The organism is Thalassospira sp. (assembly GCF_048059015.1).
GTDB lineage: Bacteria > Pseudomonadota > Alphaproteobacteria > Rhodospirillales > Thalassospiraceae > Thalassospira.
Window position 1 is genome coordinate 83649 of the sequence record NZ_JBLLNT010000003.1, and the last position, 23544, is coordinate 107192.

18 protein-coding genes and 1 tRNA gene are annotated in these 23544 nt (G+C 53.5%); 8 read left to right on the top strand and 11 right to left on the bottom strand.

The genetic code is table 11. From position 1 onward, the window contains the following. Window positions 1-46: 46 nt before the first annotated feature. From ACMZ66_RS04280 to ACMZ66_RS04290, 3 genes are all read right to left on the bottom strand, one after another. Window positions 47-131 (bottom strand) — tRNA-Leu (locus ACMZ66_RS04280). 168 nt (window positions 132-299) lie between these two features. Then, window positions 300-1709, bottom strand: coding sequence for a malonyl-CoA decarboxylase (locus ACMZ66_RS04285; RefSeq protein WP_416934760.1), 1410 nt, complete (start codon window positions 1707-1709; stop codon window positions 300-302). Between the two features lie 164 nt (window positions 1710-1873). Beyond that, complete coding sequence (locus tag ACMZ66_RS04290; protein WP_416934762.1) at window positions 1874-3337, bottom strand: NAD(P)H-hydrate dehydratase; 1464 nt, start codon at window positions 3335-3337, stop codon at window positions 1874-1876. A gap of 193 nt (window positions 3338-3530) precedes the next feature. Here ACMZ66_RS04290 and ACMZ66_RS04295 point away from each other — a divergent pair, with 193 nt between their 5' ends. Both ACMZ66_RS04295 and ACMZ66_RS04300 read left to right on the top strand, forming a co-directional pair. Next, the gene (locus tag ACMZ66_RS04295; RefSeq protein ID WP_416934764.1) at window positions 3531-4796 is read left to right on the top strand and encodes a D-amino acid dehydrogenase; all 1266 of its coding nucleotides are present in this window, start codon (window positions 3531-3533) and stop codon (window positions 4794-4796) included. A 20-nt stretch (window positions 4797-4816) separates the two neighbouring features. Continuing rightward, window positions 4817-5932, top strand: a complete 1116-nt coding sequence (locus ACMZ66_RS04300) for an ATP-binding protein (RefSeq protein WP_416934766.1) — start codon at window positions 4817-4819, stop codon at window positions 5930-5932. Window positions 5933-6016: 84 nt separating this feature from the next. Here the strand turns inward: ACMZ66_RS04300 and ACMZ66_RS04305 are convergent, their stop codons facing one another. The 5 genes from ACMZ66_RS04305 to bfr (ACMZ66_RS04325) all read right to left on the bottom strand — a co-directional run bounded on the left by ACMZ66_RS04305 (window position 6017) and on the right by bfr (ACMZ66_RS04325) (window position 10562). After that, on the bottom strand, window positions 6017-6484 hold the full coding sequence (locus tag ACMZ66_RS04305; RefSeq protein WP_416934768.1) for a c-type cytochrome: 468 nt from the start codon (window positions 6482-6484) through the stop codon (window positions 6017-6019). A gap of 51 nt (window positions 6485-6535) precedes the next feature. Then, complete coding sequence (cueR, locus tag ACMZ66_RS04310) at window positions 6536-6919, bottom strand: Cu(I)-responsive transcriptional regulator (protein ID WP_416934770.1); 384 nt, start codon at window positions 6917-6919, stop codon at window positions 6536-6538. 9 nt (window positions 6920-6928) lie between these two features. Continuing rightward, window positions 6929-9400: a heavy metal translocating P-type ATPase gene (locus ACMZ66_RS04315; protein WP_416934772.1), complete on the bottom strand. Its 2472-nt coding sequence runs from the start codon at window positions 9398-9400 to the stop codon at window positions 6929-6931. Between the two features lie 172 nt (window positions 9401-9572). Then, entirely contained in the window at window positions 9573-10064 is a 492-nt protein-coding gene (gene bfr / locus ACMZ66_RS04320; RefSeq protein WP_033069834.1) for a bacterioferritin, read from the bottom strand. Window positions 10065-10085: 21 nt separating this feature from the next. Further along, a complete protein-coding gene (gene bfr, locus ACMZ66_RS04325; RefSeq protein WP_416935622.1) occupies window positions 10086-10562 on the bottom strand; it encodes a bacterioferritin in 477 nt (158 codons plus the stop codon). Window positions 10563-10829: 267 nt separating this feature from the next. Here bfr (ACMZ66_RS04325) and ACMZ66_RS04330 point away from each other — a divergent pair, with 267 nt between their 5' ends. Continuing rightward, window positions 10830-12404 carry a cryptochrome/photolyase family protein gene (locus tag ACMZ66_RS04330; protein WP_416934775.1) on the top strand — a complete coding sequence of 525 codons (1575 nt, stop codon included), beginning with the start codon at window positions 10830-10832 and terminating at the stop codon, window positions 12402-12404. A gap of 3 nt (window positions 12405-12407) precedes the next feature. Here ACMZ66_RS04330 and ACMZ66_RS04335 read toward each other — a convergent pair whose 3' ends face one another. The 3 genes from ACMZ66_RS04335 to ACMZ66_RS04345 all read right to left on the bottom strand — a co-directional run bounded on the left by ACMZ66_RS04335 (window position 12408) and on the right by ACMZ66_RS04345 (window position 15892). Next, window positions 12408-13955 (bottom strand): deoxyribodipyrimidine photo-lyase/cryptochrome family protein, encoded by a 1548-nt coding sequence (locus ACMZ66_RS04335; protein WP_416934777.1) that lies wholly within the window; start codon window positions 13953-13955, stop codon window positions 12408-12410. A gap of 251 nt (window positions 13956-14206) precedes the next feature. Next, the gene (locus ACMZ66_RS04340) at window positions 14207-14371 is read right to left on the bottom strand and encodes a DUF1127 domain-containing protein (RefSeq protein WP_008891829.1); all 165 of its coding nucleotides are present in this window, start codon (window positions 14369-14371) and stop codon (window positions 14207-14209) included. Window positions 14372-14689: 318 nt separating this feature from the next. After that, window positions 14690-15892, bottom strand: coding sequence for an adenylate/guanylate cyclase domain-containing protein (locus ACMZ66_RS04345; protein WP_416934779.1), 1203 nt, complete (start codon window positions 15890-15892; stop codon window positions 14690-14692). Between the two features lie 266 nt (window positions 15893-16158). Between ACMZ66_RS04345 and ACMZ66_RS04350 the strand changes: the two genes are divergently transcribed. From ACMZ66_RS04350 to ACMZ66_RS04370, 5 genes are all read left to right on the top strand, one after another. Further along, on the top strand, window positions 16159-17421 hold the full coding sequence (locus tag ACMZ66_RS04350; protein WP_416934781.1) for an ABC transporter substrate-binding protein: 1263 nt from the start codon (window positions 16159-16161) through the stop codon (window positions 17419-17421). Between the two features lie 99 nt (window positions 17422-17520). Continuing rightward, the gene (locus ACMZ66_RS04355) at window positions 17521-18429 is read left to right on the top strand and encodes a carbohydrate ABC transporter permease (RefSeq protein WP_416934783.1); all 909 of its coding nucleotides are present in this window, start codon (window positions 17521-17523) and stop codon (window positions 18427-18429) included. Next, entirely contained in the window at window positions 18422-19309 is an 888-nt protein-coding gene (locus ACMZ66_RS04360) for a carbohydrate ABC transporter permease (protein ID WP_416934785.1), read from the top strand. The genes ACMZ66_RS04355 and ACMZ66_RS04360 overlap by 8 nt, the downstream gene beginning before the upstream one ends. Window positions 19310-19313: 4 nt before the next feature. After that, window positions 19314-20426: an ABC transporter ATP-binding protein gene (locus ACMZ66_RS04365; protein WP_416934787.1), complete on the top strand. Its 1113-nt coding sequence runs from the start codon at window positions 19314-19316 to the stop codon at window positions 20424-20426. A 203-nt stretch (window positions 20427-20629) separates the two neighbouring features. Further along, window positions 20630-23512 carry a methyl-accepting chemotaxis protein gene (locus ACMZ66_RS04370; protein ID WP_416934789.1) on the top strand — a complete coding sequence of 961 codons (2883 nt, stop codon included), beginning with the start codon at window positions 20630-20632 and terminating at the stop codon, window positions 23510-23512. The last annotated feature ends 32 nt before the right edge of the window (window positions 23513-23544 follow it).

The following is a 23544-nucleotide window of genomic DNA, read 5'->3' on the forward strand; positions in this document are numbered from 1 at the left end:
TATGACTAAACGAATATAATACCTGATCCAAATTGATCAGCATGCATGGTACGGGCGAAGGGACTCGAACCCCCACGGATTGCTCCACTGGAACCTAAATCCAGCGCGTCTACCAGTTCCGCCACGCCCGCACACAAGCACGCAATTCACTCCGGTTCGACCGGAATGAGTGCGCCTTAATACAAACTTCGATCAGCTCATGCAAGCATCGCCTTTTCGACAAATGCATTCTTGTCGAAATTCATGGGGTAATATGCCCGAAATGCGCGCTATTTAAGGGTTTTCTTACGCTTGGAAATCTAGCGCAACAGACGCTTTACCGCGCCAGAAGCCGCAATTTTGCCCTGCCCGACATAGCTTTCGTGATTTTTTTCGATGACGGAAAGGTCATAAAGATAGTTCACCATCATCGAAAATGACTGCTCCCAACCGTTTTCTTTGGCGTTGCCATTCCAGTTCAATCGCTCAACCAGCGCTCCGTTGCTTAGATGGAAATGCGCGACCGGATCAAATGCCGATCCGGTTTCCGGTCGTTTGGCATTCAAAAGATACCATGCGGTCAGATATTCAATATTGGTGCGTGTCCGCTCCCCCACGCCATCCGGGCTGGTTGCCGGTGGCTTTGGCCCCATCAGATCATCACAATCGCGCAAGGCCGCCTCAATCGCCTTGGGCAATCCGGTTTCAAGCCCTTTAGCCATGGCATCAAGCTGACGGTCCATCCAGTTGCGCAAACCCGGAATGGGCGAAAGCGTGCTGAACTGTTTCAGATTGGGCAGATCGCGTTGAAGCTCGGCAACAACACGCTTGATCAGGAAATCGCCAAAGCTGATACCCGCCAGACCGGCCTGCGCATTTGAGATCGAATAAAAGATTGCCGTATCAATTTTATGATCTTCGTCTTTATCGGTTGCACGGCCACCTGCCCCATCCGGATCATCAGACTGGATCAACGCATCCACATTGCCAGCAATCCCATGACACAGTGCCACTTCGACAAAAATAAGCGGCTCATCAGGCATTCCCGGATGGAAAAAGGCAAAACATCTCCGATCCGGTGCCAAGCGGCGCTTCAGATCATCCCAGTTTTGAATGGCGTGAACCGCTTCATAGGCAATCAGTTTTTCCAAAAGTGCGGCTGGCGAATTCCACGTGATGCGCTGGAGCTCCAAGAATCCGATATCAAACCAGCTTGCCAGCAGCGTTTTTAAATCCCGCTCAAGGATCGAAAGCCCCGGGGCCTCTTTGCGCCAACGCAAAAGGTCACCGCGCAGATCAACCAGGAACTTAACACCCTGAGGTAATGAATTGAATTCCTTAAGGATTGCACGAAATGGCGGGACAAGTGCTGTGCTGAGTTCTGCCTCAAGCAATGCTTGTTCTGCCAAATCATCGGCCATGTTCCAGTCGGCCATGATGGCGGAAACGCGATCCCGATCAACACCGAACTCGTTGACCAGAAGATGCAAGAATTCCCGCTTTCCCGCATCGTCAAGACGCAGGAAATCATGACCAAGGGCAGCCGCACGCGCGCGTGCAGATACCGCGCCACCGCGTCTGGCAAGGCAATCGGATATCTGCCGACGCCAACGTTCCTGGCGCGTATGGCTTTCATCAAGACCAAGCCCGCGCACAACGGAACTGTCGCGAAGTTCCCGCCAGGCGAAGCGCAGATTATCTAACGTTCGATCCAGAAAAGTCTGAGACATGTTTTGTCTCCCACACCACCATTTCCGCATGCGCCCCGAATGGCAACGCACGGATTTTATTGCATATCTGTTCCACTTTATATCGGGCGGACCACATCAAAGGTCCAGCCCACCCAAGGACATGTCACAAAAATGGCTTATTACTGGCGCTCTGGTGGGGGCACTTAGCCCTTTTTACGCGACGCTAACCACAATTCCCTGAGGATGACCGGCAGATGATCAGGGATATCTTCTGCGATCAATCCTGGACCGATATCCGCCCCGCTTCGGGCATGAAGCCAAACGCCCATGCAGGCTGCGTCAAACATCTCCATGCCTTGGGCCATCAGGCCTCCAATGATGCCAGCCAAAACATCCCCTGACCCGGCGGTTGCAAGCCAAGGCGCTTCGACCGCACTGATTGCAGCCCGTCCATCGGGTGCCGCGATCACGGTATCTGCCCCTTTAATCAGAACTACCGCACCGCTTCGTTTTGCGGCGGCACGCGCCCGGGTAAGCTTATCGCCCTCGATATCCGGGAACAGGCGGACAAATTCACCTTCATGCGGGGTTAGGACTGTCGGGCCCTGCACCGCGAAACACAATGTAGACGGATCTTCGACAAAGCTTGTGAGCGCATCTGCGTCAAGAACCGTTGATCGACACAGATGCAGAAGCTGCAAGACCAGTGATCTTGTATCATCGCCAACGCCATATCCCGGACCGATGACAAAAGCATTGTGCCGACAATCGTTCAAAAGCGCATCAAGTGCTGAAATCGGCGCTGTCATATTGCCCGGCGTATCTGCGGCATAGACCGGAAGCACGGATGCGTCCGCCACCACAGTCAAAAGCCCGACACCAGAACGCCGCGCAGCACGTGCCACAAGCCGCGTCGCCCCCGACATATTGGCACCACCAAAGGCCAGCATGTGACCACGATGATATTTATGCCCGTCCAGCCCCGGCCAATGGATCCCTGCCCGCCACAGAACAGGGTCATTGCGCCAACAGTTCGGACGGATTTCCGTGATCACAGAATCAGGAATGCCAATATCGCGAATAGCAAGCTCCCCACACATCAACCGACCGGGCAAAAGATAATGTCCCGGTTTGCCCCGGGCAAAGGTCACCGTCAGATCGGCCTTAACCGCACAGCCCATCACCTGCCCGCTATTGCCATCCACACCCGATGGCACGTCAACAGCAACCACCGCGCACATGCTTGAATTGATGGTTGTCACGAGCTCAGCCAGCTCGCCCGTAATGTCGCGGGCCAAACCTGCGCCAAAGATACAATCAACCACCATGTCGGCCCCGACTACAAGGGCTGGTGATAAACGTTCCGTCGCACCGTCCCAGCGCGCGGCATGCAGGGCGGCATCGCCCTTAAGATCAGCCAGATCACCAAGCAACCCCAACCGAACCGACCAGCCCTGTTCGCGGAGCAATCTGGCAATGACAAACCCATCCCCGCCATTATTGCCCGGACCGCACAGAACCGATACAGACCGTGGCGACCAGTGACGGACAATTTCGTCAAACACCGCGCGCCCGGCATTTTGCATCAATTGATCGCCGGAAACGCCGCCTTCGATGGTGCGGCGGTCGGCATCATACATTTGGTCCGTGGTCAGGATTTCAAACATGTCACCCCATCAGTATTCAGGACTTTGGCACGCGGTGCTGCGCTATCTGAATGCCTGGAAAAACAGCATCAGTCACAGGTAGCCATTTGTTTTTCACATCAGTATATTGCAACCAAATTCGCGAGTCAGATAGTCAGAATTATCTTGCTTGCCCGCAATGTGAACGCACTTTCCGCAACAAGGCTTTGCCCGTATGCATGTTGTCGTAATGGGCGCTGGTGTCATCGGGACAACAGCGGCTTGGTATCTTTTGCAAAATGGCCATCAGGTCACGGTCATTGACCGCCAACATGCCAGTGCGCAGGAAACAAGCTTTGCCAATGGCGGTCAGATTTCTGCATGCCACGCAACACCTTGGGCCAATGCGGACACGCCGGGACATATCCTTAAATGGTTGGGGCGCGAAGAAGCGCCGCTTTTGGTGCGCATACGCTTCGACCCCCAACTATTCGCATGGGGTCTTCGCTTCCTGCGCAACTGCACCGATGCCCGTGCGCGGATCAATCTGGAAAAGGCACTGCGCGTTGCGATCTATAGCCGCGACTGCCTGCGTGATCTGCGTACTGAGCTTGGCCTTGATTACGATCACAGCGAACGCGGCATTCTTCATATCTGTCGTGATGAACGTGAATTGGCCTCTGTCGCGGCGGCCACCGATCAGATGCAACAGTTTGGCCTGAACCGCCGGACCGTGACAGCCGAAGAATGCTACGAGATTGAACCGGCCCTTCGTCAAAGCACCGCCCCGATTGTCGGCGGCAGTTACACGCCTGATGATGAAAGTGGGGATGCACGGAAGTTCACCGAACTTCTGACCCAGTACTGCATTGATCGCGGCGTGACGTTCAAGTTCAACACGCGGATCACTGGCATCACCCATGATCAGGGTAAAATCACAGCAGTTCAAACAGATGAGGGCGAGGTCAAAGCAGACGCCTATCTCGTATGCCTTGGCAGCTACAGCCCGCTTTTATTGAAGCCACTTGGCATCAATTTGCCTGTTTATCCCTGCAAAGGCTATTCGATCAGCATCGACACCACGGGCCATAACGGCGCACCACAGACAGCATTGATCGATGATAGCGTAAAGATGGTGTATTCACGCCTTGGCGCACAGCTTCGAGTTGCAGGAACGGCCGAGCTTGATGGCTATAACCTGCGAATGCCTCCGCGCAGAAAGCAGCTGATCGTCAACAAAGCATTGGAATTATTCCCAAATTCCGGCGACCGCGACAGTATCGAATTCTGGGCCGGATTACGCCCGGTTACGCCCGATTCTGCCCCTATTCTTGGCGGGACAAAATATGGTAATCTATATGTAAATACGGGGCACGGGACGCTGGGTTGGACAATGAGTTGCGGATCGGCAAAGGCAATCGCCGATTTGATTAGCAATCGAAACCCTGACATCCCACTTACCGGGCTAGGTATCGAACGTTTTAAACGAACGTTACTTTAACCATGGGACCAGGGGCTGACATGACTACCAATACTCCGATTGGTACAACCAGCGTACCATTGGCCGATCAGGTTGTGCTAAACGCCCTTCCATATGCGGCGGTTATTTGCGACCGTACCGGTCTTGTCCTGCAATGTAACGAAGCCATTGCAAGACTGATCGGTGTTACCCGCGAACGGATGATGGGACGCAAGGCAGGCTTTATCTCCAAGGGCCTGATGAACGACATTGAAGATGTCTTTTCCTCTGGCCGGACTTGGCGGGGCGACATCATTCTTGTTGGCGCGTCCAAGGAAAATCATGTCTGTGATCTGTCAATTGCGCCGCTTGAATATTTCCAGAATAACGAGACCCGCACGGCTGTCCTGATGACGCTGCTGGAAAATGATCGCCAGCAACAGGCTGAACGTAGTCTGATGGAACAAAACCGCAATCAGTCCGACGCCAATGCATCGAAATCCGACTTCATCGCCAATATGGGTCATGAACTGCGCACACCGCTAAACGCGATCATCGGGAACTCCGAACTGATTGCCCAAGGTGTTCTTGGTGAACTGTCAGAAGGCTATCGCGATTGCGGGCGTGACGTCTATGAAGCCGGTAAGCATCTGCTTGAGCTCGTAAACAACGTTCTTGATGTCTCAAAACTCTCTGCGGGTTCAATGACCCTGCAAGAAGAAGAGATTGATCTTCCGACAGTCATTACCGAGACCACAAAGCTTGTGCGCGACGATATCAAACGTCGTGGACATAATCTTCATCTTGATCTGCCGCGCGAAGCTGTTTCGCTGCGTTGTGACAAGCTGAAGCTTAAACAGATCCTGATCAATATCCTGAGCAACGCTGCAAAATTCACCCCGGATCACGGCAAGATCAATGTCAGCCTATCGATGACTCTTGAGGACATCACCATCGCCATCGAAGATAACGGCGTTGGCATAAGTCCGAACGACATTCCCCGTGCCTTGGCGCGCTTCTCGCAGTTGCATCCATCCGGGGTTAAGGAAAGTGCCGGTACCGGCCTTGGCTTGCCACTGGCGAAACTTCTGGTCGAACTGCATGGCGGCCATATGAGCATCGAAAGTGCTCTTGGAAAAGGCACCACGGTGCGCATTACACTGCCGCGCAACCGATAGGCATTTGATCGATCAATTACAAAAGGCCGTATCAGGAATATCCGATGCGGCCTTTTCTTTTGTCGTTCCGACCTTGTAGCAATCCTATTGCGCGGCAGATTGGTTGATCTGGTCGTGGCGTTCCTGAATTTCCTTTGACCAGCGGCTTTTGATGTAAGACAGGCTGGCAAGAATATCGGTATCGGGCAATATGTCCTCGAAACCCGGCATGGCCGATTTATACCCATCACCTGCCATCTTGGCCGGGCCATATTTGGTCAGTGCAAACAAAACCGCATCCGGGTGATGCCATGTATGGCCGGTTTCATCATGCGGCGGCGCGGGCAAAAGACCATCTGCATTTCGTTCGCGCCAATTGGCTTCACCAGCCAAATCTACACCGTGGCAGGACGCACAGTTTTCGTCATAGACCTTCTTGCCATAGGCAACGATTTTCAGATCATCGGCACGAAGCTGGATATTCTTTTCATCGAACGTGTCGGGTGAACCGGGCCCGAAGAATGAAATGATGCCATACATGATCGCCCCACCGATCGCGGCTCCGATTACCATAACGCCTTTGTTTTGCACTTTTCTCTCTCTGCTTTTTGTTGGCGCTGTGTATTAGCGTGCCAGATCGTTAATAATCGGACAATGCGGACGATCATCGCCATGACAGGCATGAACCAGTTCCGACAATGTCTTTTGCAAGCTTTGGAGCTCCGCAATCTTGCGTTCGATTTCGACCAAGTGGGTCTGGGCAATTTGTTTTACATCGGCCGACGCACGGTTGCGATCCTCATAAAGTGACAACAAAACCCGGCATTCCTCGACCGAAAAACCAAGCCCCCGCGCGCGTTGCAAAAACCGCAACTTATGCAGATCGTTCTCGCCATAGTCACGATACCCGTTTGCCAATCGCCCCGGCGATACCAAACCGATATCCTCGTAATAGCGGATGGTCTTGGCCGGAAGACCGCTTTCGACAGCAGCATCAGAAATATTCATCGCCTTCTCCTACTTCCGGACTTTCCAACGCCGCAGCGTCAGCGAGTTACCAACGACTGAAACCGAGCTCAACGCCATCGCCGCCCCGGCGATCGCCGGGCTCAGCACGCCGAACGCTGCCAACGGCACGCCAACCACGTTATAGGCAAATGCCCAAAACAGGTTCTGCGCGATTTTACGACGGGTGGCGATGGAAATATCAATTGCGGCAGAAACCAGCGCCGGGTCAGAACGCATCAGCGTAATACCGGCCGTTTCCATGGCAACGTCGGTTCCACCGCCCATGGCAATTCCGACATCGGCTGCCGCCAAGGCAGGTGCATCATTGATGCCATCGCCAACCATCGCGACACGACGGCCCTGCTTGCGCAGTTTTTCAACTTCAAGCGCCTTATCCTGCGGACGAATGCGACCTTCCCCGCGCTCAAGACCAAGTTCACGGGCAACGTGGCTTGCCACATCCTGACTGTCACCCGAAAGCATGATCGATGAAATACCGCGTGCCTTAAGATCAGCAATCGCCTGTTTGGCATTGGCACGAATGCGGTCTTCAAGGGTCAAGTAACCGGCAAACTTGCCATCAATCGCAACCAGAATAACGGTGCGGCCTTCGCCCTCATGCTTTTTGATATCCTTGGCAAAGTCTTCTGACGGACCGGCAATTTCCAGATCGCTGAGCAACGCCTCACTGCCAATGGCAATCTTGCGGCCTTCGGTCTCGGCCATGACACCAGCACCGGTTTTGCCTTTGAAATTATCGATCTCGGGCAACGAGACACCTTCTTCCTTGGCAAGTGACACAACGGCACGGGCCAAGGGGTGCTCACTTGCGGCCTGAACGGCTGCAGTCAGACGCAGGAAGTCTTTACGCTCAATACCGTCCACCGGGCAAACGTCACGCACCGTCGGGGTACCTTCGGTCAGTGTGCCGGTCTTATCAAAGATGACGGTATCAACGTTGTGCGCCTGTTCAAGGGCTTCAAAATTGCGGATCAGAATACCGTTGCGCGCGGCACTGCCTGTACCGGCGACCAAGGCAGTTGGCGTTGCCAGCCCCAGCGCACAAGGACACGCAATCACAAGGACGGACACAGCCGCAACTATCGACGCCTCAAGATCAAAGCCAGCCAGCAACCATCCAATCATGGTGACAATGGCAATACCGACAACGATCGGCACAAAGACGGCAGACACACGATCAACCAGTTTCTGAACCGGTGCCTTGCCGGTTTGCGCCTTTTCCACCAGACGAATGATGCGTGACAAAGTGGTATCATCACCGACAGCACGGACTTCGATATCAAGACGACCGGTACCGTTCACCGCACCGCCAACCACGTCATCACCGCGGACACGTGCAACCGGTCGGGTTTCACCCGTGATCAGACTTTCATCAAGTTCGCTTTCGCCTGCCTGCACGGTACCATCGACCGGAACACGTTCGCCAGGCAGGACACGGACGATGTCACCCACTTTCAGGCTTTCGATTGCGACATCCTGTTCGCCCTCGCCTGCGACAACTTTGCGTGCACGGCGCGGGCGCAATGCCATCAATTCACGGATGGCCGCCGACGCACCGCGTTTGGCGCGCTCTTCCATAATTTTACCGGCAAGGATCAGGGTAATGATCGCAGCAGATGCTTCGAAATAAAGATGCATCTGGCCAGCATCAGTCATCACAACGTTATAAAGGCTCAAGAAATAAGCCGCTGAGGTCCCAAGCGCGACCAGCACATCCATATTGGCACTGCGATGACGAAGGGCGGCATAAGCCCCCTTATAGAAACGCGCACCGATATAGAATTGCACAGGTGTCGCCAGAACAAGCTCAAGCCACGCCGGAAGATGATAAGACACACCAAGGTTCATCCAGACCATCTGCAGAACCAGCGGAGCAGTCAAAAGTGCAGAGATCCCCAGAAGGATTAGCGATTTATCCTGTTTTCTTGCACTACGCGCGGCTTCTTCGGCGCTGTCATCGTCGGATGTCACTTTGTTGCGTGACGTCGCATGATAGCCAGCATCCTCGATCGCCTTGATCACGACAGCATCATTCACCTTGCCCGAAAGCGCCGAAATATCGGCACGTTCAAGGGCAAAATTGACACTTGCTGTCGTCACGTCCGGCAAACCTGCCAAGGCCTTTTCAACACGCAGCGCGCAGTTCGCGCAGGTCATGCCATCAACATCGAAGGAAAGCTGGTTAGTGACAACGGTATAACCTGAATCCGTCACCGCATCGGCGATTTTGGACGTATCAAGTTTGCTGTCGTCGAAATGCACATTTGCATTGTTCAGTGCAAAGTTCACGGTCACATCAGAAACACCGTCCAGACCGGCGATCGCCTTTTCAACGCGACCAGCACAATTGGCACAGGTCATGCCTTCAATCTGAAGGGTGACTTCACGGGTGTTGGCAGTTGGCTGCGCGGATGCCCCACCGCCTGATGCGGTGTCATACTGTTCTGTACGGCTATCCATATCACTGACCTCAATAAAAGGGGTTATCACAAGATATGGATCAAGATAGACCTTCCAGCAACTGGAAGGTCAAGGCAAAAACTGCCACCATCGCGAAACAGAATTATCGCCTTGATTTTTAACAAAAAAGCCCCGGACAATGCCGGGGCTTTTGAAAAATCGTGATCGGCGATCAGCCATGCGGGTTGGGTTCGCCCGCTGCGCGGAACTGAATATAGTTTGGCAAGCCCATCATTTCGATCAGACGGATCTGCTGTTCGATCCAGTATGCGTGATCTTCTTCGCTATCATCAAGCAGGCCGACCAGCATCTGGCGGGTCTGGAAATCATCTTCTGCTTCGGCAATCTTGATCGCCTTTTTCAGAAGATTAATGACGTGATATTCGTGCTCGAGATCGTTTTTCATCATCTCCGGCACGGTTTTTCCGATCTTGATCGGCTCGCGCGATGCGGTGTCAGGAACACCTTCAAGGAACAGAATACGCTCGATCAAACGCTTTGCGTGTTCAAGCTCTTCGTCCTTTTCGTGATGCATGCGTTCATAGAGTGAATGCAGACCCCAGTCGGCATACATTTCTGCATGGGTGTTGTACTGGTCAGCCGCCGACAGCTCAGCCGTAAGCTGCTTGTTCAGTGCGGCGATAACCTTCTTGCTACCCTTCATGGCGTAAAGCTCCTGATCTGATTAATCGCCGTCGCCTGAACGGCTCTGGATATAGTTCTGCAGGCCGACATTCTCGAGTTGCCATTCTTCGGTCTCAAGCCAGTCAACGTGCTCTTCCTGATCTTCAAGGAATTTCACCAGCAGATCGCGGGTGACAAAATCCTCGGCCTTTTCGCAGGCCGTAATTGCTTCGCGCAGCAGCGGTAATGAAGCCAGTTCGAACTTCATGTCGCATTTGACGATTTCTTCGACGTTCTCGCCGATCATCAATTTATTGAGGTTCTGAAGATTGGGCAGACCTTCAAGAAACAGAATACGTTCGATGGTGTCATCGGCACGTTTCATTTCCTTGATGGAAAGTTTGTATTCGTACTCACCCATTTCTTCGACGCCCCAGTCGCGCAGCATTCGGGCATGCAGGAAATACTGGTTAATCGCAGTCAACTGGTTGGTCAGAATGCGATTAAGATATGTGATGATCTTCGGATCACCTTTCATCATGGCTCTCCTGATGGGTTGGGCTACCCAAATTGTGGGATTGCCACCGGTTGGTTTCAAGGGAAAAACGCGCCTTTGATTACCATTATCAATAATTTAGGCGATTTTTTTGAAATTCACCATTCAGACGGAATGAGTAAAAATCATTCGCAGCAAAACGCCTGAGAATGAAAATCGCTTCATCAAAAATCCACCCGGCTGCGATCCTTTGCGCGGATCATTTCGTACAACTCGTCAGATACGTACAACCAACTGATACACATCATAATGTCGCGCTTTAACACCATCCGATTTATCCTTGGCGATCAGCTGACCCACGCGGTCTCAAGCCTTGCGGACGCAGATCCAACAACGGATCTGATCGTCATGGCAGAACCCGCTGATGAGGCAACCTATGTGCCCCATCACCGTCAAAAGATCGTCATGATCCTCTCAGCCATGCGCCTTTTCGCTGATGAACTGCGCGAACGCGGATTTAGCGTCGACTATTTCGATTACCAATCCCGTCCGACACGAAGCTTCACCGATGCCCTGCAAGCATCGCTAAAACAGCACAGCATTAAGCAGGTCATCATCACAGAATCCGGTGAATGGCGCGTCAAGGCAGAGATCGATGCATGGGCCGCCAAACTTGATGTATCAGTTGAAGTTCGCCCGGATGATCGTTTCTTTGCACCACTTTCCGAGTTTGCGGAATTCGCGGAAAACCGCAAGGAACTCCGAATGGAGTATTTCTATCGCGGGCTTCGCCGCAAGACCGGCATATTGATGGAACCCGAAGGAAAGCCGGTCGGTGGTCAATGGAACTTTGATCACGATAACCGCAAACGCCTGCCTGATGACATTACGCCGCCTGCCCCGAAATCATTCACCCCGGATGCGACGACCCGGGATCTTCTTGATCACGCCCATGATGATTTCCCCGATGCCTTGGGCAGTGTGGCGTCCTTTGGCTGGGCGGTAACGCGGGACGATGCGCTGATCGCGCTTGATCACTTCATCACCCATCGATTGCCCAGATTTGGCGACTATCAGGATGCGATGACAGTACGAAGTGCGACGGTCTATCACTCCTTGATCAGCCCCTATATCAATGTTGGCCTTCTGCTGCCCAATGAAGTCTGCCGGGCGGCAGAGAAGGCCTATTATGATGGCAAGGCGCCCTTAAACGCGGTTGAAGGGTTTATTCGCCAAATCCTTGGCTGGCGTGAATATGTCCGCGGGCTTTACTGGTTCATGGGCGACAGCTATGGATCCGATAACCATTTTGACGCCAAACGCCCCCTGCCCGAGTTTTTCTGGGATGGGGACGTGTCAATGAACTGTCTGAAACAGGCGATTGGCGAAACGCTTGATCATGCCTATGCACACCACATTCAGCGTTTGATGGTGATCGGTAATTTCGCGTTGCTGGCAGGCCTTGATCCAAAGGCCGTGTGTGACTGGTATCTGGCAGTCTATATTGATGCCTTTGAATGGGTGGAGCTTCCCAACACCTTTGGCATGGCGCTTTATGCCGATGGCGGCAAGATGGCGTCCAAACCCTATGCAGCCAGTGGCAAATATATCGACCGGATGTCTGATTATTGTCAGGGCTGTCAGTTCAATCCGCGCAAGAATAGCGGAACAGATGCTTGCCCCTATAACGCGCTTTATTGGCATTTTCTTGATCGTAATGCCGATCAGCTTGGCAAGAACCCGAGACTTGGCATGCCGTATCGCAATTGGGCACGGATGAAAGATGACAATAAGCGCGAACTGATCGCGCAGGCCGAACATTTCCTGACCAAGCTTGATAACGGCAAGCTTGCTGCCAAACCGGCACAGACCAGCTTGTTCTAGGCATCAGAAATCAAAGGCAATCTGCTTGTTGGCTTTGTCTGCACCGGCGGGCGGGCGTTTTTGTTTGAAGGTCCGACTGCCATGCGCAACGACGATCTGCTGCGCCTGATCGCGGAAATTATCGCTTTTGCGAATGGCCCAGATTTCTGTTCTGGCGTGGCGGGCGGCCGCCATATGGTCAATGATCGGTGCGGGATAGTGTTTGCCAATCTCCAACCCCAGATCAATTTGTTCAATCGGGGCCAGACGCCACGGTTCATGAATGAACTCGTCTGGGACTGAACGAAGCTCTGGCACCCAACGGCGGATGAACTCCCCGTTCGGGTCTTGATCATGGGACTGTTTGACCGGGTTATAGATGCGTGGCGTATTGATCCCGGTTGTCCCCGATTGCATCTGGATTTGCGGATAATGAATGCCCGGTTCGTAATCGACGAACTGGCGCGCCAGATGCAGCGACGGAGATCGCCAATGTTGCCAAAGCTGATAACTGACAAAGGCGGTCAGCATCGCGCGCATACGAAAATTGATCCAGCCGGTGTGATCAAGGGCGCGCATACAAGCATCAATAAACGGAAAGCCGGTTTTCCCCGCTGCCCACGCCAGAAGCCCCTGATCATTTGGATTATCGGGTCGCAAACCGTCATAGGCCGGATGCAGATTTTCGATCTCGATTTCCGGCGTGGTTTCAAGTTTTTGCACAAAATGGCAATGCCAGTGTAGCCGACTTTCATAGGCCTTGAGCGCTGATAGAAACCCTTTGGGTCGTTCACTGGCAGGCAACGCATAGATATCGCGCCGACGCGCACGCACCCCATGAATGATTTCGCGCAGTGATACGGTGCCATAGGCAATATGCGGACTTAGGCGCGAACAACTTTCAAAGGCGGTTAGCGGTGATGACATTTCACGATGATAGCGTTGCCCGCGATAGCCAAGAAATCCATCAAGCAATCGAATGCCGGACGCCCGACCGCCCTTTTGCGGATCAGAACAGGACGCATCCATTTGGGGAACAGGCTGTTCCGGGATGACACCCGGATCAAGATTGACCGTGGGATGTTCAAACTCGGCGAGACCAGATGGTGGCGTAGCAAAGAAATCCTGCCACGCATGATGCCAATGATCGCGATCAAGCCTGCCACGAACAACCGCAAACTGGCGATGTTCGTGAATGGGAATGGAATTCTGCCGCCCCCAGACCAAAACATCCAGATCACGTTTGAATGTCCAGAGATTGCCCGTTTCTTCATGCGCATGGATGGCAACGATATCAAACTGTTCGGAAAGTGCGGTCAGCACATCAACCACAGTGCCAACACGCACGGTAAGCAACTGCCCCATCGTTCGGGCCTCTGTTGCAAGTTCATGGAGCGATGCGCGAATGAATTGCCAATGGCGCGCAGATGTATCCGGCAGTCGCCAATAATCAGGCTCGACCACATAAAGAAGAAGTACCGGAACGCCATCCGCAATCGCGGCATTCAGGGCGGCATGGTCATGCAGGCGGAGATCACGTTTTAGCCAAACAATCGAGAGTTTCTGACGCATCTTAGCGACCCTCCGCGATCGGTCGGAGTTGGGTGGCGCTTAGCAACAACAAAATCAGGTGACGGAACAGCGGCATGCAAACGTATCTCGCAATCACAATGGTATTGCATTCGATACGCTGGGGGCTGTTGTCCGGATTGGTTTGGGTATCGAACCGGCACGTGTTGTTGCCCAGAAACACAAAAAGCCGGACTTCTGTCCGGCTTCCGCATTGGCAATCCCGATTTACAGGTGCCTAGGTAGTGCGAGCATTATGCAATCGCGTCGCGTGCTGCTTTACGTGCAACGTCTTTGATCTGCCACTGGGAAATCCCGACATCATCAAGATCGCGCTTATCAAGACCGTAAAGTTCATTCGCAACAGAGCGTGCATAGGCCCAACGGCGAACAGCAACAAGAATACTGGACAGGAACATGTTGAACCTCCTTTAGGTTACAGAAATCGGATGCAGCCGAGGAAACCGTATTGATGTTTCGGCGACCAGCTGTTTGGCGCATCCATCGCAGTACTTTCGCGATGCAATATGCCCAAATGGCACTTGATCCTCAACCACCAAACTATGCATATCATCTATTCCAAAACGTCACATATATTCCGTCATCAACTTGTAATAAACCACCCTGAGTGGCTTATCATCGTTTAAATCTGGAAATTTCCGGTTGATTTATGCCCGCACGGGAATGTTGCACCGCAACATATCACACCCGTTCAACACCTTACAAAGTCAGGATTATTACCCTTTTTGGCGGTTTTCGCTGTGCGTTGACATCGCGCTTTCAAGCGCATGAACCTTAAGTGGTTCGGCAACCCCTTTGACGGGATATTCACCGCAATAAACCGTGGGTGCCGCAATATGGCGGGCCAGAACATCAGACATCAAAAGCGGTGTTCCGATCTGTTTGGTCAGGGTTTCGAGCCGCGCGGTCCGATTAACAGCAACCCCCATCACGGTAAAATCAAGGCGATGCGCACCACCGACATTGCCATAGATCACCTCGCCGTAATGGAGTCCCACACCAAACTTCAGTGGCGGCAAACTGTCAGCCACGCGGTTTGTATTGGTTATTTCAAGGGCTGATAGCGCCTCTTGGGCGGCGGCGACTGCACGTTCGCACACGGTCTCAGACGTATCGCCATCTTCCTGGGCGAAGACAATCAGCATTGCATCACCAACAAAGCGCAAGATTTCGCCGCCCTTCTCGCGCACAGCCCCTTCGACGGTTTCGAAATAGGCATTCAGACTTTGTAACAACTGATCGGCTGAGAGTGTTTCGGTAAGCACCGTGAAGTCCCGCACATCGCTAAACCACAACGCTGCACGGATTGTTTCCCCGTCCCCTCGCCGGATTTGTCCATTGATCACGCGTTTCCCGGTGCGAGTCCCGAGATATGTATCAAGAAGTGACTGGGCGATCCGTTTGGTGATGTGGATTTCAAGAATAAGCCCGACCTGATCAAGCAGGGCTTCAAACCGTTCAACATCATCATCGCTAAACCCCTCCGGGTTCTCGGTCGCGATTGTCAGCACGCACCAACGGTTGCCGCTAAATGTAACACGCGTGCAGTAATAATCCGTCAGGCCCATATCAATCAGTTCGCCAACCACATGATGATGGTCTGCGCGATTTATCTTTGCCAGACGGATGCGGACCGGCTTGCCATGCAGGTTCACTTCTTCGATCGGGCTTCCGAAATAGGAATTGCTTTCATGGATGCTGTGCGTGACTTCGCGCAATCGCGCGCCAGTTTGTCGATCCCATGTATAAGACCAAACCGCGACTTGTGGATGCAGCGCCTGTAATGCGATACGCATGCGGGCAATTTCAAATCCATTGCCATTAAGTGTCGCCATCAGACCATCAAGCAATGCAACCGGATCCTCAAACAGGCGACCTTCCCTGCTGATCCAGTCAATAATCGGCTGGTTATTCCACATAATGCTGCCCAACTTCCCTGTCAGAACGGCCCAATCATCACATATAGCTGGTGATTTATTCCGCGCGGTCACAGCTTTAATGCACGCAAACGCCCTAATTGTTTTTGCTGCTTTGCAATATACTTAGGGTCTATTTTACCATTTTTGTAACAGATTGTTTCAGTTCGTATTTTGGAAACGCCCTGTTACAGTTTTGTGGATGCAATCAAAGGCCTCTCGCAGCATGGTGTTGCTGCAAATGGTTAAATGCCAGGGAGGAAACCTAAATGTATCTGCGCAAAACCATCCTCGCCACAGGTGTGGCGTTCTCTGCTCTCGCGACTGCAAGCTTTGCTCATGCAGAGCCGACCGCTGAAGTTCTGCATTGGTGGACTTCGGGCGGCGAAGCAAAAGCTGTCGCATCCCTTAAAGAAGATTTCGAAGCAAACGGCGGCACCTGGGTTGATAGCCCGGTTGCTGGCGGCGGCGGCGATGCAGCCATGACTGTTCTGCGTTCGCGCGTTCTGTCCGGTGACGCACCGGCAGCTGTTCAGCTCAAAGGTCCGGCTATTCAGGATTGGGCAGAACAGGGTGCACTCGCTGATCTGAACGACGTTGCTGCTGCTGAAGGCTGGGACAATGTAATCCCGGGTGCCATCCAGGACGTTATGAAATACGAAGGCGACTATGTTGCTGTTCCGGTAAACGTACACCGCGTTGACTGGATCTGGGCAAACCCGACCCTTCTGGCAAAAGTTGGTGCCGAAGCGGCTCCGACCACCTGGGAAGAGTTCAACGCTCTTGCTGACAAACTCCAGGCTGCTGGCATTACGCCGGTCGCACATGGTGGTCAGCCGTGGCAGGACGCAACCGTGTTTGAAACCGTCGTTCTTGGCCTTGGTGGCCCGGAATTCTTCCAGAAAGCTCTGGTTGACCTCGACGAAGACGCGCTGAAGTCCGACACCATGAAGGCTGTCTTCGACCAGATGCGTAAAATCCGCGGTTATGTCGATGCAGACTTCCCGGGCCGTGACTGGAACCTCGCAACCGCAATGGTCATGAATGGCGAAGCCGCCATGCAGATTATGGGTGACTGGGCAAAAGGCGAATTCCTTGCTGCTGGTAAAGTACCGGGCAAAGACTTCATCTGTGCAGCAACCCCGTCTGACAACGGTTACCTGTTCAACGTTGACAGCTTTGCAATGTTCAACGTTTCGGGCGACGACAAAGTTGCTGGCCAGAAGCTTCTTGCTGAACTGATCGTTGGTGAGAAGTTCCAGGAAACCTTCAACCTTCTCAAAGGTTCGATCCCGGCACGTTCGGGCGTATCGCTCGACAAATTCGACGATTGCGCAAAGAAATCTGAGGCTGACCTCGAAGCAGCTCAGGCAGCTGGCGGGTTCCTTCCGTCCATGGCACACGGCATGGCGCTTCGCGGCCACCTTTCGGGTGCGATCGTTGACGTTGTGACCGCTCACTTCAACTCCGACATGTCGTCTGACGAAGCTGTCTCTCGCCTTGTCGAAGCTGTTGAACTGGCCAAAGACTAATCTCATCTGATCAGTACAGTTTTGCTGTCTGAATAGTTTGTGGGCCCCGGATTTTCCGGGGCCTACGTCCCGCTACATCTAACTTTTGAGGCAAAGGGTATGGGGGCTTCTCAAAGCACCGAAAGCAACCTGACGGCCCGCATTCAGCGTCATCTTTCCAAGATCGTTGTTGCTCCGTCCTTTGCTGCGTCCCTGTTTTTCGTCTACGGGTTTATCCTGTGGACCGGCTATATGGCGTTTTCCAAGTCGCGCATGCTTCCCGTTTGGGATTGGGCAGGCCTGCGACAGTATGAACGTCTGTGGCAGATGGAACGCTGGCATGTTGCCATTGAAAACCTGCTGATTTTTGGTGGTCTGTTTATTGTGACCTGCCTGATCATCGGGTGCCTTTTGGCAGTTCTTCTCGATCAGCGCATTCGCGCCGAAGGCGTACTTCGCACGATCTTCCTTTATCCGATGGCCCTGTCCTTCATTGTGACCGGTACCGTCTGGAAATGGCTTCTTAATCCGGGCCTTGGTCTGGAAAGCATGATGCATGATCTTGGCTGGACGAGCTTCAAGTTCGACTGGCTGGTCAATTCTGACATGGCGATCTACACGGTTGTTATCGCTGCTGTCTGGCAAGCATCGGGCTTTGTTATGGCAATGTTCCTTGCGGCATTGCGCGGCGTCGACCAGGACATCATTCGCGCAGCCTATATGGATGGTGCCAGCCTGCCCCGTATCTATTTCGGCATTATCATCCCGTCGATCCGTCCGGTCTTCCTGAGTGCGATTGTCGTTCTGGCCCACCTGGCCGTTAAAAGCTTTGACCTTGTCATCGCCCTTACGGGTGGTGGTCCGGGTTACTCATCGGATCTTCCGGCAACCTTCATGTACACGATGGCATTCCAGCGCAACCAGCTTGGTGTTGGCGCGGCCAGTGCGATGATGATGCTGGCGACCGTCATGGCAATCATCGTGCCGTACCTCTATTCCGAACTGCGTGGAGGCAAGAAAAATGGCTGATCTTCAGACCTATAGCCACAACGCAGGCTGGAAAAATACCGTACTGCGCGGCTTGTTGTATCTCGTATTGATCCTGTTTGCGGCCTACTATCTTTTCCCGCTTATCGTCATGATTTCAACCTCGTTGAAGTCGCTTGACGAGATCCGTGAAGGGTCGCTGATTTCCCTGCCGCGCGTTGTGACGTTCGATGCGTGGAACTATGCCTGGAACGAGGCATGCGTTGGCGTGGAATGCACCGGGATCAAAGTCTATTTCTGGAACTCGGTCAAAATGGCCATCCCGGCCGTTCTGATTTCGACCTTCCTTGGTGCGATCAACGGTTATGCTCTGACCAAATGGCGTTTCAAGGGTGCGAACATCGTGTTTGCCCTGCTGCTGTTTGGTTGCTTCATTCCGTTCCAGGTCGTTCTGCTGCCGATGTCGCAGGTTCTTGGCAAGCTTGGTCTTGCAAGCTCCACAACCGGCCTGGTTATGGTCCACGTGGTTTACGGCCTGTGCTTCACCACCCTGTTCTTCCGGAACTACTATGTTTCGATCCCGGATGAACTGGTTAAAGCAGCCACCATCGACGGTGCGGGTTTCTTCACCATTTTCTGGCGCATCATTCTGCCGATCTCGACCCCGATCATCGTGGTTTCGGTCATCTGGCAGTTCACCCAGATCTGGAACGACTTCCTCTTTGGCGCGTCCTTCGCTTCTGGCGACAACGCCCCAATGACCGTCGCACTTAACAATATCGTCAACACCACGACTGGCGTGAAACAGTACAACGTTGATATGGCGGCAGCCCTGCTGACCGGTCTCCCGACGCTGCTGGTTTATGTCCTCGCAGGCAAATACTTCGTCCGCGGCCTGACCGCCGGTTCGGTGAAGGGATAAGCAAATGGCATCACTCACCCTCGATAAAGTTCGCAAGGCCTTTGGCCCTGTCGAAGTTCTCAAGGAAATCAATCTGGCGATTGAAGATGGCGAGTTTCTCGTCCTTGTCGGTCCGTCAGGTTGCGGTAAATCGACCCTTCTGAACCTGATTGCAGGTCTGGAAACGGCCACTGACGGTGAAATCCGCATCGGCGATCGCGTTATTAACGACGTGCATCCCAAAGACCGTAACATCGCCATGGTGTTCCAGTCCTATGCGCTTTACCCGAACATGACTGTTCGCAAGAACATCACCTTTGGTTTGGAAATTCGCGGCGTATCTGCACAGGAACGTGACAAGGCTGTTGCCGATGTCGCCAAACTGCTTCAGATCGAACCGCTGCTGGATCGTAAGCCGTCCCAGCTTTCGGGTGGTCAGCGTCAGCGTGTTGCCATGGGCCGTGCGCTTGTTCGTGATCCGGATATCTTCCTGTTTGACGAACCGCTTTCGAACCTTGATGCGAAACTGCGCGTCGACATGCGGACCGAAATCAAGAAGCTGCATCAGCGTCTTGGCTCGACCATCGTTTACGTGACCCACGATCAGATCGAAGCCATGACCTTGGCTTCGCGTATCGCAGTCATGAAAGACGGTATCTTGCAGCAGTTCGATACCCCGCAGAACATCTATGAACGCCCCAACAACATGTTTGTTGCAGGCTTCATCGGTTCTCCGTCGATGAACTTCGTGGATGCAACCCTGACCGATGAGAACGGTCAGCTTGCAGTCACCATCGAACGTTCAGGCAGCCCGATTGTCCTTCCGCTGTTCCAGGCGCCGGAAAGCTATCGTGGTTATGTCGGCAAAAAGGTTGTCTTTGGTATCCGTCCTGAAGCCCTTACACACGAGCGTACCGGTTCGGGCGAAGCTGGCAGCCAGTATGTCAATTTCGACAGCAAGGTCGAAGTCATTGAGCCGACCGGTGCCGACACCATGACGGTGATCGAAATTGCCGGCAAAGAAATCGTCGCACGTGTCCGTCCTGACCGGGCACCGACGCCGGGCGAGAGCATGACGTTCTCGGCCGATATGTCTCAGATCAGTCTGTTTGACCCGGACACCGAGTTGCGGATCTGATCTGACTGGCGGGTGGTTCTGGGGGCCACCCGCCATTCTTTTATCCGGGGTATCTCACCATGCCCCTCACCCAATCATTTCCCGATCCACGCTTTTTCAAAACGTTTAGACGCACAGATTATCGAACCGGACACAAAGAAGTCGGTCGATCATAAATCCACGTGAAAACCACAATATTTTCACGTAGTTAGGGAGAACGGTCCATGACGACCACGAAAAAGGCGACCTCAAAAACCAATTCAGAAACCAAGGGCCTTGGCATTCGCTTCAAGCTCGGCGCTTCCTTTGGCGCGATCGCAGCCATGACCGCGATTGCAGCCATTGTCGGCATCGTATCGATTGAACGGATCAGCTCCGCCCTTGATACCGTGACCAAAACATCTTCGGTCGCACAGGCCCTGCGCGCAGCAGAAGAAAGCAGCGCCATCGCAGTTCTTGCATCCGAGATGGCAACCAACCCGAACGCCGATATCAGTGCCCTTTCCGCGACGGCCAAAAGTCGGATGACGGACCTGACCGAGGCAACCAAGAACTCGCCACTTGCAGAAACGGCCAAAACACTTGGTCCGGACCTGACATCGCTGATTGATGCTTCGGCAAGCCGCAAGGAATTTGACACCAAGGTCGATGGCGCAATTACGGACTTGCGCAGCCAGCATGACGGGTTCCTGAAAACCATCGAAGGCAAGGTCACAACAGCCAACCGTGAATTGATTGATGGCAGCAATGACGTCATCAGCTCGGCTGCTGATAACCTTAATACCCTGATCACGGATCAGGTTGGCACGCTTCGCTCGGCGCTTACCCTTCAGGCCGAAGGCAATCTTCTGGTCAGCATCCTGATCGAAGCCGCCAATGCCGTTGATGCCAAAACCATCGACGCGCTCAAGGCCCGGTTTGACACCACCAGTGCCACGCTTTCCGAGCTGGGTCAGGCATCCGGCTCCGAAGCGCTTGGTAACATCACCGAAAACCTTCTGGGCTTTGGTGTCGGTGACAACAACATCTTTTCGATCCGTCGCAACGAGCTGACTGCAACCACCCAATCCAGTGAGGTGTTCCGCAAGGCACGCCTTGGTCTGGAAGGCCGCCTGCATGAAGCATATGGCGAGTTGGTCACGTTAATCGACACCACCACCCTGCCCGCCTCCGACGGTTTCCAGATGAAGGCAATGATCGCCCAAGCCTACGCGATGATGGTATCGGGCATTGCCGCCAATGACATCGAAACCGTAAACGCGACCAAGGATCAGTTCCGCGAATTTTACAGCGCCAATCGCAAGATCCCTGAAACCATCAATCCGGATTTCAAGAAGCCCGTGGGTGATTTCTTCCGGCTGGGCATCACCCGTGGTGCGTTGTTTGATTTGCGCAAACAGGAACTCGAAGCCATTCAGCGCGCAACCGAAACATGGTCCCGACTGGCTTCTGAACGCAAAGAACAACTTTTTGCGGCCCATCAGGCATTCCGCGATGCCATCGCACCGGTCGTTGAAGCCGCCGATAGCGGTCTTCGTGATCGATCAGCTGCCATTCAGGATCAAAGCCGGTCTGCAATCAGTGGTCTGATGGAAAAGGAACTGGCGGCCCTTATTACAATGGTGCGTCTTGAAGCTGCCGGGAACTTGGCCATCGGCTATCAAAACCAGGCCGCCGCAACAACGTCGCTTGGCACCCTTGATCAATTAACCAGCCGTCTGTCGGATGTTGCAAAATCAAGCAAGGCGATTGCTGCAAACACACCAGAGGCATCCGACATTGCCAAAACAGCTGAAACTTTGACCGGCCTTTCGGTCGTAACACCAAAACGCGAAGCCATCAGCGCACAGCAATTAGCAACAACTGCACTTGATGAGGTCCGGGTTGCGGTCGAACAGATGGGTGTTCAGGGTGTGGCAGGTGCGGCTAGCAAGCAATCAGCTGCCGTCACGGTCCAGTCCGCCGAAGCGATCACGCAGGGCCGCATTATCCTGATCGCCCTTGGCATTGGATCGCTGGTTCTGGCCGGGCTTTTGGCATGGGTTTATGTCGGCCGTGGTCTTATCACGCGTCTTGAACGGATCCGCATTGCCATGGCCGAAATCGCATCAGGTAATACCGACGTTGCGATTAATGACAATGGCCGTGACGAGCTGACGGAAATGAGCAAGACGCTTGAAGTCTTCCGCGCCAATGCGGCTGACGTCGCCAAAGCACAACATCGCGAAGCAGCGCAACGTGAAGCCGCTGCCAAGGAACGTCAGGCAGCACTGAATGCGCTGGCCAATGACTTCGAAAGCCGGATCAAATCGCTTGCCGAAGACATCGCAACCGCATCCGAAGGGATGCATAAATCCGCCCAAACCTTGTCAGATCGCAGCACGACCAGTGCATCCCGTTCAGAAAGTGCGGCAAGCGCAACGCAGGCAACGGCACACAGCGTTGAAACCGTTGCCGCAGCAGCCGAAGAACTGGCTGCATCAATTAGTGAAATCCGTCGTCAAACCGAAGATTCAACGCGGATTTCACGTGATACGTCCGAACGTGCAACCCAAAGTGCGGAAAGCGTTCAGGCTTTGAACAAACTGGCCGATGAAATCGGTGATGTTGTGACCCTGATTTCCGACATTGCCGAACAGACAAACATGCTGGCACTCAACGCCACGATCGAGGCTGCCCGTGCCGGTGATGCCGGCAAGGGATTTGCGGTTGTCGCCAACGAGGTCAAACATCTGGCCGATCAAACGGCAAAGGCAACAGCCGATATCAGCGCACGGATCAAGGCGGTTCAAAACGCCACGCAAAGTGCATCAGATGAAATCGGTGCGATCACCGCATCGATCAACGAGCTTGATAACATCACCTCGGCCCTTTCGAGTGCTGTGGAACAGCAGGCATCCGCCACCCATGAAATCACCCAGAACGCCCAGGCGGCCAACGACACGACCCGGCGTGCCGCCGATGACGTGATGGCAGCAAAATCGGTGGTGATTGAGACCGGCGAGATTTCCAATGATGTGCTGACCTCTGCCAAGGATCTCAGCAGTCAGGCGACCAACATCCAGCGCGAAGTCGACAACTTCCTAGCCGATATTCGCCAAGGATGATGCGCAAGCACCGCAAACGAAAAACGGCCCGG